At 54.6% G+C, this 16,664-nt stretch carries 10 protein-coding genes; all 10 read right to left on the reverse strand.

The window, feature by feature from the left end; genetic code table 11:
* Positions 1–167: 167 nt before the first annotated feature.
* Positions 168–395, reverse strand: a complete 228-nt coding sequence (locus AC0VZ8_RS23640; RefSeq protein ID WP_260066170.1) for an MbtH family protein — start codon at positions 393–395, stop codon at positions 168–170.
* Positions 379–7,611, reverse strand: a complete 7,233-nt coding sequence (locus AC0VZ8_RS23645) for an amino acid adenylation domain-containing protein (protein ID WP_475484616.1) — start codon at positions 7,609–7,611, stop codon at positions 379–381. Before AC0VZ8_RS23645 ends, AC0VZ8_RS23640 begins: the two co-directional genes overlap by 17 nt.
* 12 nt (positions 7,612–7,623) lie before the next feature.
* On the reverse strand, positions 7,624–8,601 hold the full coding sequence (locus AC0VZ8_RS23650) for an isochorismatase family protein (protein ID WP_475487751.1): 978 nt from the start codon (positions 8,599–8,601) through the stop codon (positions 7,624–7,626).
* A gap of 20 nt (positions 8,602–8,621) precedes the next feature.
* Positions 8,622–10,274, reverse strand: a complete 1,653-nt coding sequence (locus tag AC0VZ8_RS23655; RefSeq protein ID WP_475484617.1) for a (2,3-dihydroxybenzoyl)adenylate synthase — start codon at positions 10,272–10,274, stop codon at positions 8,622–8,624.
* Between the two features lie 3 nt (positions 10,275–10,277).
* Entirely contained in the window at positions 10,278–11,522 is a 1,245-nt protein-coding gene (gene dhbC / locus AC0VZ8_RS23660; protein WP_475484618.1) for an isochorismate synthase DhbC, read from the reverse strand.
* Positions 11,523–11,591: 69 nt separating this feature from the next.
* A complete protein-coding gene (locus tag AC0VZ8_RS23665) occupies positions 11,592–12,377 on the reverse strand; it encodes a 2,3-dihydro-2,3-dihydroxybenzoate dehydrogenase (RefSeq protein WP_475484619.1) in 786 nt (261 codons plus the stop codon).
* Complete coding sequence (locus AC0VZ8_RS23670; RefSeq protein ID WP_475484620.1) at positions 12,358–13,233, reverse strand: alpha/beta hydrolase; 876 nt, start codon at positions 13,231–13,233, stop codon at positions 12,358–12,360. Before AC0VZ8_RS23670 ends, AC0VZ8_RS23665 begins: the two co-directional genes overlap by 20 nt.
* A 13-nt stretch (positions 13,234–13,246) precedes the next feature.
* Positions 13,247–14,317, reverse strand: coding sequence for an ABC transporter substrate-binding protein (locus AC0VZ8_RS23675; protein ID WP_475484621.1), 1,071 nt, complete (start codon positions 14,315–14,317; stop codon positions 13,247–13,249).
* Positions 14,318–14,365: 48 nt separating this feature from the next.
* Positions 14,366–15,580, reverse strand: a complete 1,215-nt coding sequence (locus AC0VZ8_RS23680; RefSeq protein WP_475484622.1) for a helix-turn-helix domain-containing protein — start codon at positions 15,578–15,580, stop codon at positions 14,366–14,368.
* A gap of 261 nt (positions 15,581–15,841) precedes the next feature.
* The gene (locus tag AC0VZ8_RS23685; RefSeq protein ID WP_475484623.1) at positions 15,842–16,642 is read right to left on the reverse strand and encodes a Cof-type HAD-IIB family hydrolase; all 801 of its coding nucleotides are present in this window, start codon (positions 16,640–16,642) and stop codon (positions 15,842–15,844) included.
* Between the last annotated feature and the right edge of the window lie 22 nt (positions 16,643–16,664).

The following is a 16,664-nucleotide window of genomic DNA, read 5'->3' on the forward strand; positions in this document are numbered from 1 at the left end:
ACGCGGCGACAGTGTTTTCCTACAGTTCCGAAGCCGCAGGGGGCACTCCAAGTTCGAGGCTGATCGTCTGAAGCGCAGCATTCAGCACGGTGGCGTCCATAGCGACAACAAACATCGCCGCCACATACACGATTTCCACAATACCTTATTCGGGTTCAGCCAGGTGCTCATGGTCTATGCTCTGCTGACGGCACGGTGTTGGCATACAAGCTTCGCGGCCGCAGATCAACCCAGTTCTCGTTGATAAAGGCTGCGCATTCCTCCCGCGTGCTAAGTCCAAAAGCCTGTGTCCAGCCGTTCGGAACAGCCGCGAAACCCGGCCAGAGCGAGTATTGCCCCTCATGGTTTACCAGCACAAGAAACTTGCCGTCGACTTGCTCAAAAGGATTGGTCATGAATAAGTTCCCTCCTCTCCGATGTGATCCGCCCTCGGGTTATAGCTGCCTCCAGCTTGCTTAAAATGCACTTGCCGATATAATCCAGTGGACCCGGCTGGCATAAATCCTTATGCCGGCATTCGATATCGTGCCGCTCGATCTTACCGCCCACGTAAGGCTCCCACATCTCCGGTTCAATGGGATCGAACCAATCGGGGATGATCGTCGAATGGAAGAATAACATGTCTCCCTCAAACCGTTTCGGAACGTAAGCCTTCAACAGCTGTACCGAATTCTCATAGGTCGTCTTCAGATTCATGATCGTCTCTTCCTCAAGGGACGAGAGCGCGCTGCTCTCATTCCGCAGCAATTCAAGGGCGGCCGCTATGGTTAACGGCGCGTCTCCAAGACCCGCTTCAATGCTCTCTCTGTCGAAGCCTCCCAGCGCCAGCAGCGCGGTTAAAGCCTCATCTTCATCGGGGGTTTCCTTAATCGGCAAATAATGACTTGGGTAAGCATCCAGTATGGCTAGCAATTCAATGTCTTCACCCGCCTCCTGCAGCTGTACCGCAATCGACTGCGCGACATTGCCACCCAGAGACCATCCGAGCAGCCGGTATGGCCCTTGTGGTTGAAGAGAACGAATATGGTCGATATAGTCTTTCGTCATCTCTTCCAGTGATTTCGGCAGCTCCTCTGCTTGCGCAATCCCCCTCGCCTGTAACCCGTAAATCGGATAATCCATGCCAAGATGCTTCATTAAACCGGCGTAACACCAGCTTAATCCTCCTGCCGGATGCACACAGAACAGCGGTATTTGATCTCCATGCGCCCGAAGCGGAAGCACGACCTGCAGCGCGCTGTGTCCGCCGCCCATCTCAACCTTATCGATAAGCCCCGCTACCGTAGGCGCTTCGAATAAAGCTGCTATGCTTAATTCTTTGCCGAGCGCTTCGCGAACCCGGCTGATAAGCCGGACAGCCAGTAGCGAATGGCCGCCGAGCTCGAAGAAGCTGTCATCGATACCCACCCGTTTGACTCCCAATATCTCCGCAAATAGCTCGCATAACACTTCTTCCTGCGGGGTTCGTGGATGGCGTCCATCGGCATCGGGCCCTATATCTGGAGCCGGCAGCGCTTTGCGATCGAGCTTTCCGTTAGGCGTAAGCGGCAGCATGTCCATCAGTACGAACGCCCCGGGAACCATGTAATCCGGAAGCATTGAGGCCGCATAACGGCGCAGCTCAGCGACTGAAGACAAATCGCTGCCTGGCTTGCTCACAACATAAGCCGCAAGCCGGCGGTCTCCGGGCTGGTCCTCGCGCACGATGACTGCGGCCTGAGCGACATCGGCATGACGTGTGAGGACCGATTCGATCTCGCCGAGTTCGATCCGGAAGCCGCGTATTTTCACCTGATGGTCGGATCTCCCCAAATAATCCAGTGTACCGTCGGCCAGCCGCTTCGCCAGATCTCCGGTTCGGTACATTCTCGTCCCCGGCGGACCATACGGATCGGCCACAAACCGGTCGGCGGTCAGATCTGGACGACCCCAATACCCCCGCGCAAGTCCTGCACCGGCGACATACATCTCTCCAATTACGCCATACGGAACCGGCCGAAGCTTGGAATCCAGGACATATACCCTAAGGTCCGGAATCGCTTCTCCGATCGGACTGCCGGCTCCCGGCAGCGCAAGGTTCCGGTTTAATTCCATATAACTGACATGCACGGTCGTCTCTGTAATGCCATACATGTTGATCAGACGCGGGGCATCGTCAGCATGACGCTCATACCAATCCGTGAGCCGTCCGAGCTCCAAGGCTTCACCGCCGAACACAACATACCTCAGCGATAACTTCTGCCCCAGTTCCGCCTGTTCCCGATCCGCCTGAATCAACGGGTAGAACGCCGAGGGAGTCTGATTCAGCACGGTTACGCCTTCCCGGACCAGCAAGCTCAACATGTCGTCCGGCGATCTGCTGGTCGTATGCGGAACAATGACAAGTCGGCCGCCGTACAAGAGAGGCCCCCATAATTCCCATACCGAGAAATCAAAGGCATACGAGTGGAATAAGGTCCATACATCAGTCTCATCAAATTGAAACCAATGTGTGGTAGTGTCAAACAATCGGATGACATTCTGATGCGGTATAAGCACGCCCTTTGGTTTGCCGGTAGACCCGGAAGTATAGATGATATACGCGGCACTCAGCGGCATAAGCGGCCTATGACGCTCATGGTCGCTTGGATTCTCATGCGAATAGCGCTGCACCCGTAAAGCTTGTTCAGGTTCATCAATGACAACATGCTTTATGCGTGCAAAGCTCGGCAGCTGATCCATCACCTGAACGCTCGTAATGACGCATACCGGACAAGCATTCTCCATCATGTAAGCCAGCCGATCCTCCGGATACTCCGGATCCAGCGGCAGGTAAGCAGCCCCTGCCTTAAGTACAGCCAATATGCCGATGACCATGTCCAACGAACGCGGCAAGGCGAGCGCTACGATCTGATCCGTCCCGATGCCGGAGGCAATTAACAAGTGAGCAAGCCGATTGGCACGCTCGTTCAGCTCCCCATAAGTAAGCGATAAACCATCATGGACAATCGCGTTCCTTTGAGGCGTACGGATGACCTGCTCCTCAAACCGCTGAGGCAAGGTTGCCTGGTTGGTAAGAGGCAGCGGAGCGCTCCACTGTCGATGGGTTTCCTCACGCTCATGAACGATTAATATATCAAGTTCACTGATGGCTTTACTTGGTTCATTGGCAGCACTCTCCAATACGCGCACATATCGTTCCGCCATCGCTTCCGCCGTTCTGCGCTCGAACAAATCCGTACTAAATTCGATCATACCGTCAACTCCGTCAGGTTCGCCGTGCATATCCCGCCGCTCCGTCAGCTCGAAGGTTAAGTCAAACTTTGCGGTACCTACGCTTTGCAGCTGCAGTTTCGAACTGACTCCCGGCAGTTCAAGCGAAGTTTCCGGCGTATTTTGCAGCACGAGCATCACTTGGAAGAGCGGGTGTCTAGACCTGGAACGCGGCGGATTCAATGTCTCGACAAGCCGCTCGAACGGCACATCCTGATGCTCGAAAGCCGCCAGGCTCCTCTCCCGCACCCGCTGCAACAGCTCGTCGAACGACGGGTCATCCGACGTGTCGACACGAAACACAAGCGTATTGATGAAGAAACCAATCAATTGATCCAGGCTGTCGTCGTTCCGGCCCGAGACCGGACTGCCGATCGGAATGTCCGTGCCTGCACCCAGCTTCGTAAACAGCGCAGCCATCGCAGACTGAAACACCATGAATAAAGACGCCCGATTGCTCTGCGCGAGTGTATTCAGCCGCCGATGCAGTTCACGCGAAATCGGAAACGACACGCTTCCGCCCTGATAGCTGGCAACAGCCGGCCTCGGATAATCGGTGGGCAGCTCCAATTGCTCCGGTAAATCGCAAAGTGCCTCGGTCCAATAGTCCAGCTGGCGGGCGATCAGACTGCCCTTATCGCCTTTGCTGCCAAGAAGCTTCTCCTGCCAAACGGCATAGTCTGCATATTGGACCGGTAACGGAGACCATTCCGGCTCACTCCCCAGGCGCCGTGCCATATAGGCATCCGATAGGTCGCGTGTCAGGGGGGTAAGCGACCAGCCGTCGCCAGCTATATGATGCAGCAGCAACAACAGGACAAACTCTCCATTCCCCAGTTTGAACAACTCTGCCCGCAGCGAGGTTTCCGTGGCAAGCTCGAATGGGTGCCTGACGGCTTCCGCCAATCGATCGGGCAGCGCCGAGTCGCTGATTTCGGTCACGATCAGTTCCGGTCGTGCCTCCTCGGCATCCAGGATGTGCTGATAGGAAGTCCCGTCATGATCCGGGTAAACCGTGCGCAGCGATTCATGACGAGCGGCCACATCACCCAGCGCCAACCGCAGCACTGCCAGATCAAGCTCACCTGACAAGCGAGCCACGAGCGGAATGTTATAGGTCGGGCTCGGACCCTCCAGGCGATATAAAAACCATAACCGCTGCTGGGCAAAAGACAACGGTGGATACTCGGTCCTTATCACGGGACGTACAGCCACTCTGGCCTCTTGCGCATGATCAAGCCGTTTGACAAGACTCGCGGCCGTCGCTGTTTCAAATAGACTTCCTATGCTAAGCTCCACGCCGAAGGCCTCCCTGACTCGTACCATCACCCTGCCGGCAAGCAGGGAATGGCCGCCGAGGGCAAAAAAATCATCATCAATGGTAACCCGCGATAAACCAAGCACCTCGGCAAAAATCGTGCAGAGCATTTCCTCCTGCGGTGTCCGCGGCATACGGCCGCCCGTTAACGGATGATCCGGCGCAGGCAGCGCCTTGCGATCCACCTTCTTGTTCGGCGTTAACGGCAGCGCGTCGAGTGCCACGATGACAGACGGAACCATGTACTCGGCCAGCTTCTCTGCGGCATAATCCCGTAATTCTGCTGTATTGATGAGATTTGAAGCAGATGGCGATGCTACGATATAAGCAACAAGACGGCGATCACCGGCCCGATCCTCGCGGATGATGACGCAGGCCTGCTCCACCTCCGGATGATCCACAAGCACGGACTCAATCTCTCCCGTCTCGATCCGGAAGCCGCGCAGCTTGATCTGATGATCGGCACGCCCCAAATAATCAATCCAGCCGTTCTCCAGCCAGCGGGCAAGATCGCCTGTACGATACATCCGGGATCCGGGAGGACCGAACGGATCCGCTACAAACCGTTCCGCTGTCAAATCGGGTCTTCCCAGATACCCCCGGCCAAGACCCGAGCCTGAAATGTACAGCTCGCCCGTTACGCCCGGCGGAACCGGGGACAGTGACGAATCAAGCACATATAACCTCGTATTCCAGACGGGCCCCCCAATGGACGGCTTGTCCCGTTCATAATCGAGCTTGGCCGCTGTCGAATAAATCGTTGTCTCCGTCGGTCCATACTGGTTATTCACTTCGCAGTTCAGATCTTGAAGCGCAAGCTTAAGTCCCACCGGGAGCGCCTCACCGCCGGTTATGACTTTGAGACGCTCAAACTTTCCTGGACGGCAAGCGACAATGGACTGCCACAACGTCGGGGTCGCCTGCATGATGGTCGCCCCCGTTTCTCGAATTCGGCCTATGAGAGCCGCTGCGTCGAGAATGGTATCCCGCATCACGATGTCGAGCGTCGAGCCGCAGACCAGCGGCAGCAGCACTTCCATGACCGAGATGTCGAATGACATCGTGGTAACCGACAGCCAGCGATCCCGCTCCCCTATCTCCATTCGCTCGCGCATATCCGACAGCAGATTGGCAAGTCCTTCGAACGTAAGCAGGACGCCCTTGGGCCGGCCCGTTGATCCGGAGGTATAGATAACGTAGGACGGGTGAAGCGGCAGCAGCGGATTTAATCGATCAGCATCAACAGGGTTATGAAACGCCTGCTGCTCCAATCGCTGGAGGGTAGCCGGAGCATCCAGCACAACCACGTCCTTGTCTTTCATGACAGCTGCGAAGCTTCCAGCCAGATCCTGTGTCGTTATCAAACACGCCGGCTTCGCATCTTCAAGCATATAGGCGATCCGTTCGTCCGGATAATCCGGATCTAACGGCAAGTAAGCCGCTCCTGTCTTATGCACGGCGAGGATCGCAACGATCATGTCCGCCGAACGGGGCAGGGAAAGGGCAACGATTCGTTCAGGACCTATATGGGAGTCAATAAGCAGGCGGGCCAGGCGGTTCGCTCGCCTGTTCAGCTCTTCGTAACGTAAGGTTAATCCCTCGCATACCACCGCCTCCGCCTGCGGGGTACGTGCCACCTGCTCCTCGAATAATTCCGGTATGCTTAACTGCGGTAAGGGTCGTGACGTATCATTCCACTGAAAAAGCACCTTGTCGCGTTCTTCCGGGAAGATGAAAGCCACGCTTCCAACAGGATGGTCCGGCTCCGTTTCGGCAAGACTGTCCAGCAAATACAAATAGCGATGTAAATGGGAAGCTAACTCCTCCAGGCTATAGATCAACGGATTGGCATCCATATCGACTCTCAGCCCGTTTCCATCCAAACTTCCATATACGTTCAAGGTCAGGTCATCTACCGGACCGGAAGCCAGGTTACGGACGATGCCGCCACAGCCTCCAAAGTTCAATTCCGAAGCAAAGGGCATCACATTAACGAGCGGTCCAAATAACCTGCGGTTATCAGCAAGCAGCTTGAGATCGCGCCGGATATCCTGATGCCTGTAGCGCTGATGCCGCTTGATCTCGCGAATCTCCCGTGCGACCTGCTGCAGCAGGTGGATTAGACTCATATCGGGCCTAACGCGCACTCGAAGCGGCAGCACATTCATGACCATCCCTGGAATACGGATGGAGGCCGAACCTAAGCGGCACATCACCGGCAATCCAAGCACAACATCCTCTGCGCCTGTTATTCGATGTATATATAGAGCCGTTGCAGCCGCTATCACGTCCGGCCAGCTAGTCCCTGATGCTTGCGCGGCCGCCTGTATGCGATGGATCGAAGGTCCAGGAAGCTGCACCGAACGGCGCAGGAAGCTTCGCGCCGAACGCTGTGCCTGCCCCCCTAAGCTGACGACCTCCGGCTCATCGGCAAAGCGCCGCAGCCAGAATTCGCGATCCGAGTCGAGCTGCTGCGACATGCGGTATGACGTATCTTCTTCCAGGATCGTGCGAAACCTGCCGAACTCGCCTGTGCCTGAAGATTCTCCGCCCGCCAATCCCGTGTAGACTTGCGAGACTTTCTGCAGCAGAAGCGATACGCCGAACCCATCGATTACGATATGATGAATGCGTTGATACCAATAGTAGCGATCGGCGGAAATCTTGAACAGCGCCTCCGTAAACAACGGCCCTTGGCTTAGATCCACGGCTTGATCAAGGTCATGCACCATCCAGCTTTGGGCGGCATGAAACGGATCCTCCTTTCCGCTGACATCCACCACATGAAGCTGCCAATCCGGAGATGGATCAATCGACTGCCAAGGACCGTCCATATCTTCGCCGAAGCGAACATGCAATGCTTCAGCCTCCCCGACCACTTGACGTAAAGCCCTCTCGAACAGAATCGGATCTACAGGTCCTTGTATTTCAATGCATTCCGCCGTGTTGAATATCGGGTTGACCGGGTCAAGCTGCTGGGCGTACCATATCCCCAGCTGCGCTCCGGACAGTGACCAGCGCTCCTTCTCCCGCTCAAACATATCCATCCCTCCTTACACCGTATAATAATCATAATTAGGCCGCGACAAGCTTAGCCTATTTGACAGCAATCCCCACCAGCCCGCCAATGTAGGCAGCTCTGCCATTTCCACAAAGCTGATGTCGATGCCTTCGCGCCGTAAACGCTCGGCCAAACTCATGATCCGAATGGAATCCAGCCCCCAGTACTCAATCAGATGGTCATCTTCACCAATATTTGACGGCTGCTCCTGCAGCAAATCCGCTACGTTCTCTCGCAGCGTTTGCAGCGTCAGCAGCGGTTGGATCTTTGCAGAACTCCCCGTATTCCCCTCTCCGCCCTGAGCTTTAGAATGCTCCGAGACAGAACGCTGCTCTTGAGTTAACGAAGCAACCAAACGTTCCGTGGTCAGCGTAACAGCGCAGCGTTCGGCAGCATAAGTCAGTGCCAGGCGATGCTTCTCTTCCGAGAAATCGGCAAGGGCATCTGCAATGAAGAATGGCTGAATGTCTTTCATAAAAGCTTCGGTTGCGGTCAGCAAACAGCCAATATGGGCGTATATCCCGCAGATCATCAATTGGTCGCGGCCTAACTCGCGCATCATCTCATGCAAATTGGTTTTCTGGAAGGCGCTGTATCTCCATTTGGTTAACAGCAGATCCCGTTCGTCCGGCGCCACCGCATCCACGAACCTTTTCTGATAAGGACCGTCATTGATGCCGGATCCCCAGAAATCCTGCAGCAGACCGCGCTGCTCCGGTGCTTGTCCGCCAGGCTGTGCCGAATAGATAACGGGAATGCCAAGCTCGGCGCAACAAGACCGAAGCTTCTGAATATGGGTGATCAGCTCCACGACAGGCGATTGATCCGGAGTGAACGCATCGATGAAATATTGCTGCATATCGTGGATGAGCAGCACGGCCCGGTTCGGATCTGCCGTCCATGCCACCTTATTCTTGGGCAGATCCGCCTCCCCTGGCATGGGATAAGGTAAAATTTTTGGAAGTGCCATCATATCTCCTCATTTCTAGGTTAATTGGACATATTCACCCGAACGTCATGATTCTGTAACGCTAGTTCACGCAGACTCTTTTTGCTTACCTTACCGACACCCGTGTGCGGGAAGGAATCCATAAACTCCACCCGATCCGGGATTTTGTACGCAGCGAGCCCTCTATTTCTAAGAAATGCCTTCAGCTCATTGCCGCTGACCGCAGCATCATGGACAATAACGAAGGCACAGGTCCGCTCGCCCAGATACTCGTCCAGCATGGCGACTACAGCTGCGTCGTGAACGCTCGGATGGGCAAGCAGATGATTCTCGACCTCCTCGGCCGCAATCTTGTCGCCCCCGCGGTTTATCTGATCCTTCGAACGGCCTTCGATTACCAGATATCCTGAAGGCGTCATGCTCGCCAGATCCCCCGTTCGATAGAAACCGTCTGTGGTAAAAGCTTTTTCGTTATGCTTGTCCGCTTTATAGTAGCCGCGAATCGTATAGGGTCCCCGCGTCAGCAATTCACCGACTTCACCGGGAGCCACCTCCACGTCATCCTCATCGACCAGCCGCACTTCGTCATACGGAGACATCGGACGCCCTTGCGTATGCACCGTTATATCCTCCGGGTCATCCAGCCGGGTATAATTCACCAAGCCTTCCGCCATCCCGTATACTTGCTGCAGCGTACATCCCAGCACCGTTTTTACCCGCTTGGCTGCCTCTGCGCTGAACTTGGCCCCGCCTACCTGCAGCACCTGCAGATTCGACAGGTCATCCGAACGGGACTGTGCAGCCTCAATCCAGATTAAGGCCAGGGGCGGAACGACCGCCGTCATGGTTACACCCTCGGAGGCGATCAGCGGAAACGCCACCTCCGGACTCGCGGACCGGGCAAGGACGACTTTCCCTCCCGCATACAGCGTCCCCAGCACGCCCGGCGAGCTAAGCGGAAAGTTATGGGCAGCGGGCAGTACCGCCAAATAAACGCTATCCTTATCCAGCGAGCAGATTTCGGCGCTCAAACGCAAGCTGTAAATATAGTCGTCATGCGTGCGCGGAATGAGCTTCGGCAGTCCGGTCGTCCCGCCGGACAGCTGCAGGAACGCGACCTCGCCGGGATCGGGGCCTTCCTCGTCTAAACGGCGAGAAGGACTTTCCGCATCATCGAGATACAGGTCATCCAGGGACAGAAATGCCCCCGAGGCCGGGCCGCCCGCAACGATGACATGGCGCAGCGAAGGAACCGATGCCTGGACTTGAGCTGCTAAGTTCCGATAATCATATCCCGAATCCTGATCCGGAATAATATAAGCGGCCGCTTCGCTGAAGCCGCATAGATATACGATTTCGCTCCGGCGGTGAACAGGCAGGGCGAAGACGGGAATGGCCCCGATGCGGAACAGCGCAAATATCGTATCGAAAAATGGCGCGATATTCGGAAGCTGAACGATAACCCGTTCCCGCGCCTTGATTCCAAGCTTAAGAAATCCCGCTGCCAAGCGGTCCACCCGGTTGTCCAGCTCGGCATAGCTTGTATGCTGATTGCCGCTCACGATGGCAATCCGATCCCCATGTTCCGCCGCACGCTTCCGCAGGAGCGCTCCAAACGTTTCGCCCTGCCAGCATCCTTCCTCCCGATAACGGGTTGCAAACTCCTCCGGCCAAGCCTTACAACCTGCCAACATTCCTTATTCCTCCCTTAAAATCGATGTCTGTTGTTCGTTCAAGCCCATGGCTGCCAGAATCGTACGGAATTTGGCCGACGTCTCGGCCAGTTCGGCTTCCGCAATGGAGCCTGACACGATTCCGGCTCCCGCAAACACCCGCAATAAGGTTCCTTCTGTTTCCGCGCAGCGAATCGTTACGGCCCACTCGCCGTCTCCGTTAGCATCCGACCAACCGACGGCCCCCGAATAGAAGCCGCGATCGAACGGCTCGATCGCTTGTATGGCATCCCTGGCCGCATCGGTCGGCGTGCCGCAGATCGCCGGTGTCGGGTGCATCGCCAGGGCAAGATCCAACGACGTTACCGAATCATCCTTCAGGATGCCGTTGATTTCGGTAGACAGATGCCACATGGCATTCGTGTGGATGAGGGAAGGTTCGGCAGGAACCTCCAGCTTGCTGCAATATGGCTGCAAAGCCAACGCCACTGCATCAATCACGATGGCATGCTCATATCGGTCCTTGGCGGATGACAGCAGCGCTGTCGCCCGCCGCTGATCTTCAACGGGATCGGCGCTTCGCCCCGCAGAGCCTGCCAACGGATTTCCTTTAATGCGCAGCCCCTTCTTCGTAATTAGCAGCTCGGGGCTTGCGCCAAACAGCGTCCTTGTGGATGCAACGGCATCCGGACTTGAAGTGTGGGACAATTCAGGTGCCAATGGAACGGCAAATGTATATCCATGGGAGTGATGGTAAGCTAAGTGATTCAATATATGAGGAATGGATAATGCATGAGGAAGCGTGATATCCAGTGTTCGGGAAAGCACCGCTTTATGGAGTTTCTTTTGAGAAATGAGCTCCAGCAGCCGGTTCACGCCTTCCTGGAACGCCTCCGGTTCGGGAACGGACAGTACGTGATAGCTGGAAATTCGAGGCGATTCCGGGGCTTGTCCTGTAGAGAATAGAAGGGAATCATGCCACTGAACCGAGAGCGGAATAAACAGGCTCGCCGGTTTCAATATGTCAAAAGGGATAGCGCCTACAACAACGGCGTTCGGCCGACCCGATTGCTTGGCGCGATCCAGCAGTTCCTTAACGCGTTCCGACAATGATCTATAATCGTTCCCTGAAGGAACCGAAAGTCTTGAATACTCGCCATGCGTTAACAACGTCTTGCGCTGGGATGAGAAGAAGAAGGACGAACAGACCCGGTATTGTTCCATAAGTTGCGCAGCCTCGGCTGCGGTTGGAGTTTCATAGTGCAACATTTCAGTCTCCTCTCTGCTTATGAGCCTACCATTTATCGAATTAGTAAAAAGAATAAAACGCGCGAAGCCTCAGCAGCCCAACGTCGCACCGCCATCCACGCATACATCCTGCATGGTCATGTGCCGGGCACGATCGGATACGAGAAATACGACGGCATCCGCAATATCGGAAGGAAGCGCGATTCGACCCAGCGGTATGCCGACACGGTAATCATCCAGGGACCCTGCGATGATGGGCTCTGCGCCCTGATCATCCTTCCATAGCAAGCGCTGCATCCCGGTGTCCGTAGAACCTGGGGAAACCACATTGCAGCGGATGTGATGACGGGCATATTCCAGCCCCAAACACTTCGTGAACATCGTAGACGCTGCCTTGGAGGCCGCATAAGCCGACATCCGGGCCCGCGGAACTTTGGAGGCATTCGAGCTCACAGTCACGATAGCTCCGGAATTACGGCTCGCCATCCGCCTTACGACGGAGCGTGACGTATAGAATACGCCGTTGGTGTTGACGTTGAAATGCTCCTGCCAATCCTCGTCGCGAAGCGACTCAACTCCACCGATCCGCAGCACTCCGGCAACGTTAACGAGAATGTCGATCGGACCGAGCTCCTTCTCAATCCGCTCGATCATCTCTTCAACCTCGGCACTGCAGCTGACATTCGTCCTGTAAGCCGCAGCTTGTACACCTGAGCTGCATAGATCGGCCGCAAGGCGGATCAACTCGGCTTCCTTCTGATCGCATGCCGCAACGACAGCCCCCTGCCGGGCGAGGGCTCGTGCCACCGCTTCGCCTATTCCTTGGGCGGCACCAGTCACGAGGGCTACTTTCCCGCTAATACCTGTTATCTCCAAGGTGATCCCCTCCTTCATCTTGAGGAAAAAGTGCAAATCGTAACCCTCGGCTAATGAGGACAGGCAGCACGGAAAGATGTCCCTCATCCTCAAACTGTTTGAATTCGGCTCGGATGCCATACGCAGACACAGCAGCCAGACGTTCGGCGAGCTCGGATGCGCTGATGCAATTGCCGGTGACATGGGACCTCTCGTGCTCTCCTGCGCCAAGCAGCAGTCGGACATGGCAAGGCTCTTCCTTGACGCGTTCGACAAAGCGCTGCTCCAGCTCTTGTAAATATTCCTGATTCCAATGAATAGAAGGGCTGCCCGCGATATAACACGAGAATGCCTGCGGTTTGCTGAACATGGCATAGAGCGTGAACAGCCCGCCAAGGGAATGGCCGAATATCGTCTGACGACGGCGGTCGACGTTAAATTCGCTCTCGATCTGCGGTTTCAGTTCCTCCTCAATGAATTGCAGGAATTCAGCCGCTCCGCCCTGTTCCGGGACGGAGGCGCTATCCAACCTGTTCTTGAAGTTCGTGTTGGGGTAGGGCGTGTAATCATAGAACCGGTCCGGAGCATACTGCCCCTCCGTCTCGTAACCGATACCGACTACGACCGCCGGCAGTATCCCTGTTTTGTCCGGTCTGTGGCACTGCAGGCGCAGCGTTTCGACCATCGTGTGAAACACGCTGTTGCCGTCTAACAGATAGATGACCGGATATCCTGACGGCGGAGCCTGCCCCATCGGCTGTGCGGCTATGATTCGATAGCGGCGCTTCCCTGCCCTCGAGCGCATCACCCAATGCTCCGCATGGGGCAGCTCCACACTGCGCCGCATCATATCAGCGGAAGGCGTATGATTGCTCATGTCGTGCCTCCCACTATGGACGCGTAATGGAGCGAACGACATCATCCACGATTTTCTCGTAGGCGATCAGGCCGCTTCCCAGCCAGTATTCGTTATTCGCTTCATAGACCTGCCCGTTCTTGACGGCCGGCATGCCCTTCCAAATCGGGCTTTCCGTCATTTCCTTTAAACGCTCCGTTCCCTGATCATAGGCGTTAATGACAAAAATATAGTCCGCATCCAGCTGCGGCAGTATCTCCAGCGAGATGTTAGCTGCATTCTCGTTCTCGACCAGCTTGGATTTGCCCAGTCCCAGGTCCTGATGGATCACAAAGCCGCAGAGATAATTTCCGCCCATCAAACTGACGCCTCTAGGTGCAAAACGAATGATGGCAACGTTCTTGTCCCCCACCACGGAACTCAGCTTAGCCTTCGCTTCACTTGCTTTTTGCTGGTAATCTTTTAAGGCGGTCTCCGCCTCGGGCGCTTTCCCAAGCAGATCCCCCAAGGTGGTCAGCGACTTCTCGACATTCCCGGATGCATTTTTGAACACGTACGTTGGCGCGATTTTGGCGTATTTCTCATATGTACCGTCCGCGGCATAGGTTTCGGTGTGGAGCACGATAAGATCCGGCTCGTAGGACATCAGAGCTTCCGGTGAAGGTAAGCCTCCTGAAAAATCTATCAGGGGGACGCCGTCCAGCTCCTGCTGCAAATAGGTGTGTCCCATCTTGCCGTTCGCCCATTGCGCAACAGGCTTCACGCCGAGCTTCAGTAAAGAATCCTCCATGTTCGGTGCGAACACCTTTTTCACGTCTGCCGGTATCTTCACTTCATGCCCAAGCTCATCCGTTACCGTTCGCTCCTTCATCGCGGGCATCTTCTCCCGGTTCGTCCCTGGTTCCTCCGTCGACGCTTGACTGCTCCCTGCCTTACCGGACGTCTCCACCGCCGCGGTCTTCGCTGCCGGCTGATCGCCGCCCGCCGCTTCGGAATCCACCTTCTCTCCACAGCCTGACAACAAGCCTATGACGATGGCACAGCACGCAAGTGCTGATATTTTGATCTTCCAACTTCTTTTTCCCCTATTAAAACGTTCTGCCATAATGTATCTCCTCCTGTGATAATGATTCTCAATTAAGTCGAGTATATATTACGTGGCAAACGATTCACCATGGCTTTTATCCAGAACTCCGTTTGGACTATCTCCTGTAAACAACAGCAATGCCTCATCCAGCATTCTCATCACGGCAAGCGCGGAATATTCGAACCACGGATCGGACGAGATCATGTAGACGCTGCCTCGAGTAACAGCTCGGAGTGTCTGCCATTTCGCAGAATGCTGAAGTGCAAGCCAAAAGCGGCGTGATATGGCTTCAGGGCATACCGCGATCAGGATGCGGTCCGGATTGAGCTGTTGCAAATCTTCCAGCGTAATCTGTTGATTATGCGTGGTATCCAGACCGCCGGCTTCCTTGAGCTGCAGATCCTGATACAGCACCTCCTCGAGTCCCCGGTTACCATATGCATACAAGCTTTGTCCATATATTCGCAGCGCTACGACACGCTCGCTTCCCACGACTTGCCGCATTCGGGAGCGTGCGAACTGCACCCTTCGTTCATACTGTTCTATCCAGGATTGTGCCTGTTCTTCTTTATTCAGAAACGTTGCAATACACTCCAGCTGCTTCCTCCACCCTGCCTGAGAAGGAACAATCAAGGTAGGGGCAATATGCTCCAGCTTGGTGATTTCCTCCGGATCGAGATGGTCCATGCCAATAATAACGTCAGGCTTTGCACGGAACAACTGCTCGATATTCTCCTCGAAGCGGCTGTCCGGATAAGGAGACGTCAGCTTCAAGCGGGACTTGATCTCCGAATGATACGCATTGTAATAATACGGGGTCCACTTCGCATCAAGAGGCGCAGCCGCAGGAATAACATTCAGTGCTGCCAACTGCCCGATAATAGAGGAGGAACAGGCCGCGATTAGCTGCCTTGAATTTCGGGCATATTCGGACGGCGACATGCCCACCTTCTTTTTAAAAATACGGCTGAAATAGAACTCGTCTTTGTAACCGACTCGCTGTGCGATTTCACGAAGCCGTTCGTCGGATTCGGCCAAATATCGCTTGGCATGATTCATACGCACATGGGTCAAGTAATCGATTGTGGATTGGCCGAATGTCTTTTTAAATAAATCCACAAAATACTTGGGACAAATATTAGCCATTCTGGCTAATTGGCCAATGGTTATCGTCTCTTTATAATGGCAATCTATATACTCCTTAATCTCAACCAGGCTGGTTCTCCCGTTACGTTCCGAATCCGATAGGCTATCTATTTTCAGCTCTTCTTCCACACTCATGAATTGCCTCCTTTTTTACAATAAAACGAGTTGCAGGCTATGCAGGCATGTTGATCAGCCTTAATTAATTGATAATGATTATCATTTTCACTGATAAAAATAGCATGCCGTTTCCATCGTGTCAATCCAAATTTGGAAGGAAATGCTTACCCCCATGCTCTGCGCGAAATCTGTTAACAAGCTTCAATCCACGCAAAAAACCCGTCATCAGGCACTTTTGCCAAGTGTCCTGTGGCGGGTTCTCATGTATAAAAAATCGATTTATGACAAGCAGTATTTCACCAATGCCTCGTGTACGCCGTCCTCGTTATTCGAGGTTGTCACCGCATTGGCTGCAGCCTTGACCTCGACCGGAGAGTTATCCATCGCAATCCCCATTCCGGCGTAGGTCAGCATCGTAATATCGTTGAAATAATTGCCGATGGCAAGCACCTCGTCCGGCTCATAACCTCTTCTTGCAGCCAGCTGCTGAAGCGCACTCCCCTTGGATGCTTGGCTTTGCATGAGATCGATGAAGTATTCTCCGCTTCGCAGCATGTTGAAGGGAAGAGTCCACTGACTCCAATTCGCATAGACACGGTCGATATCGGCGGATTCACCGAAGACCGTAAATTTGACGACCGGGTCTGACAGCTCCTCCCATGACGGCAGGTTGCTTGGCAGCATCAAATAGTTCTCGTACATCGAACGAACAGGACCGGCAAGTTCCTCCACCTGGTCCACATACATCTCAAAGGCGGTGTTCACATCAAAATGCACCCCGTGCTCACGGCAGTATTTCATGAAAGGCTCAAGCTGGAGCGGGTCCATGCCGAACTGATGCACGATGTTATGGGTCTCCACTTCTACCGTTGCCGCACCATTATGACTGATGACATAACCGCCTAAACCCATGCTTTTCATAAAAGGAATCGAATTCAGCGGTCCTCTGCCTGTGCACAGTACAATTTCCACGCCTTGTTTTGCTGCTTCCATCACGGTGTTCCTCGTTTTCTCCGTGATTTCATGATCATCATTCAGCAGCGTTCCATCCACATCAAGTGCTACCAATTTATATGCCATTCTCCATCCATCCTTTAGTCTC

This window comes from Paenibacillus sp. QJM3NY_38 (assembly GCF_056173265.1).

Excerpts from the sequence above, each read along its gene's own strand:
- AC0VZ8_RS23640 (WP_260066170.1), bottom strand. The coding sequence starts at position 395 with ATGACCAATCCTTTTGAGCAAGTCGACGGCAAGTTTCTTGTGCTGGTA.
- AC0VZ8_RS23645 (WP_475484616.1), bottom strand. The coding sequence starts at position 7,611 with ATGTTTGAGCGGGAGAAGGAGCGCTGGTCACTGTCCGGAGCGCAGCTG.
- AC0VZ8_RS23650 (WP_475487751.1), bottom strand. The coding sequence starts at position 8,601 with ATGGCACTTCCAAAAATTTTACCTTATCCCATGCCAGGGGAGGCGGAT.
- AC0VZ8_RS23655 (WP_475484617.1), bottom strand. The coding sequence starts at position 10,274 with ATGTTGGCAGGTTGTAAGGCTTGGCCGGAGGAGTTTGCAACCCGTTAT.
- dhbC (WP_475484618.1), bottom strand. The coding sequence starts at position 11,522 with ATGTTGCACTATGAAACTCCAACCGCAGCCGAGGCTGCGCAACTTATG.
- AC0VZ8_RS23670 (WP_475484620.1), bottom strand. The coding sequence starts at position 13,233 with ATGAGCAATCATACGCCTTCCGCTGATATGATGCGGCGCAGTGTGGAG.
- AC0VZ8_RS23675 (WP_475484621.1), bottom strand. The coding sequence starts at position 14,317 with ATGGCAGAACGTTTTAATAGGGGAAAAAGAAGTTGGAAGATCAAAATA.
- AC0VZ8_RS23680 (WP_475484622.1), bottom strand. The coding sequence starts at position 15,580 with ATGAGTGTGGAAGAAGAGCTGAAAATAGATAGCCTATCGGATTCGGAA.
- AC0VZ8_RS23685 (WP_475484623.1), bottom strand. The coding sequence starts at position 16,642 with ATGGCATATAAATTGGTAGCACTTGATGTGGATGGAACGCTGCTGAAT.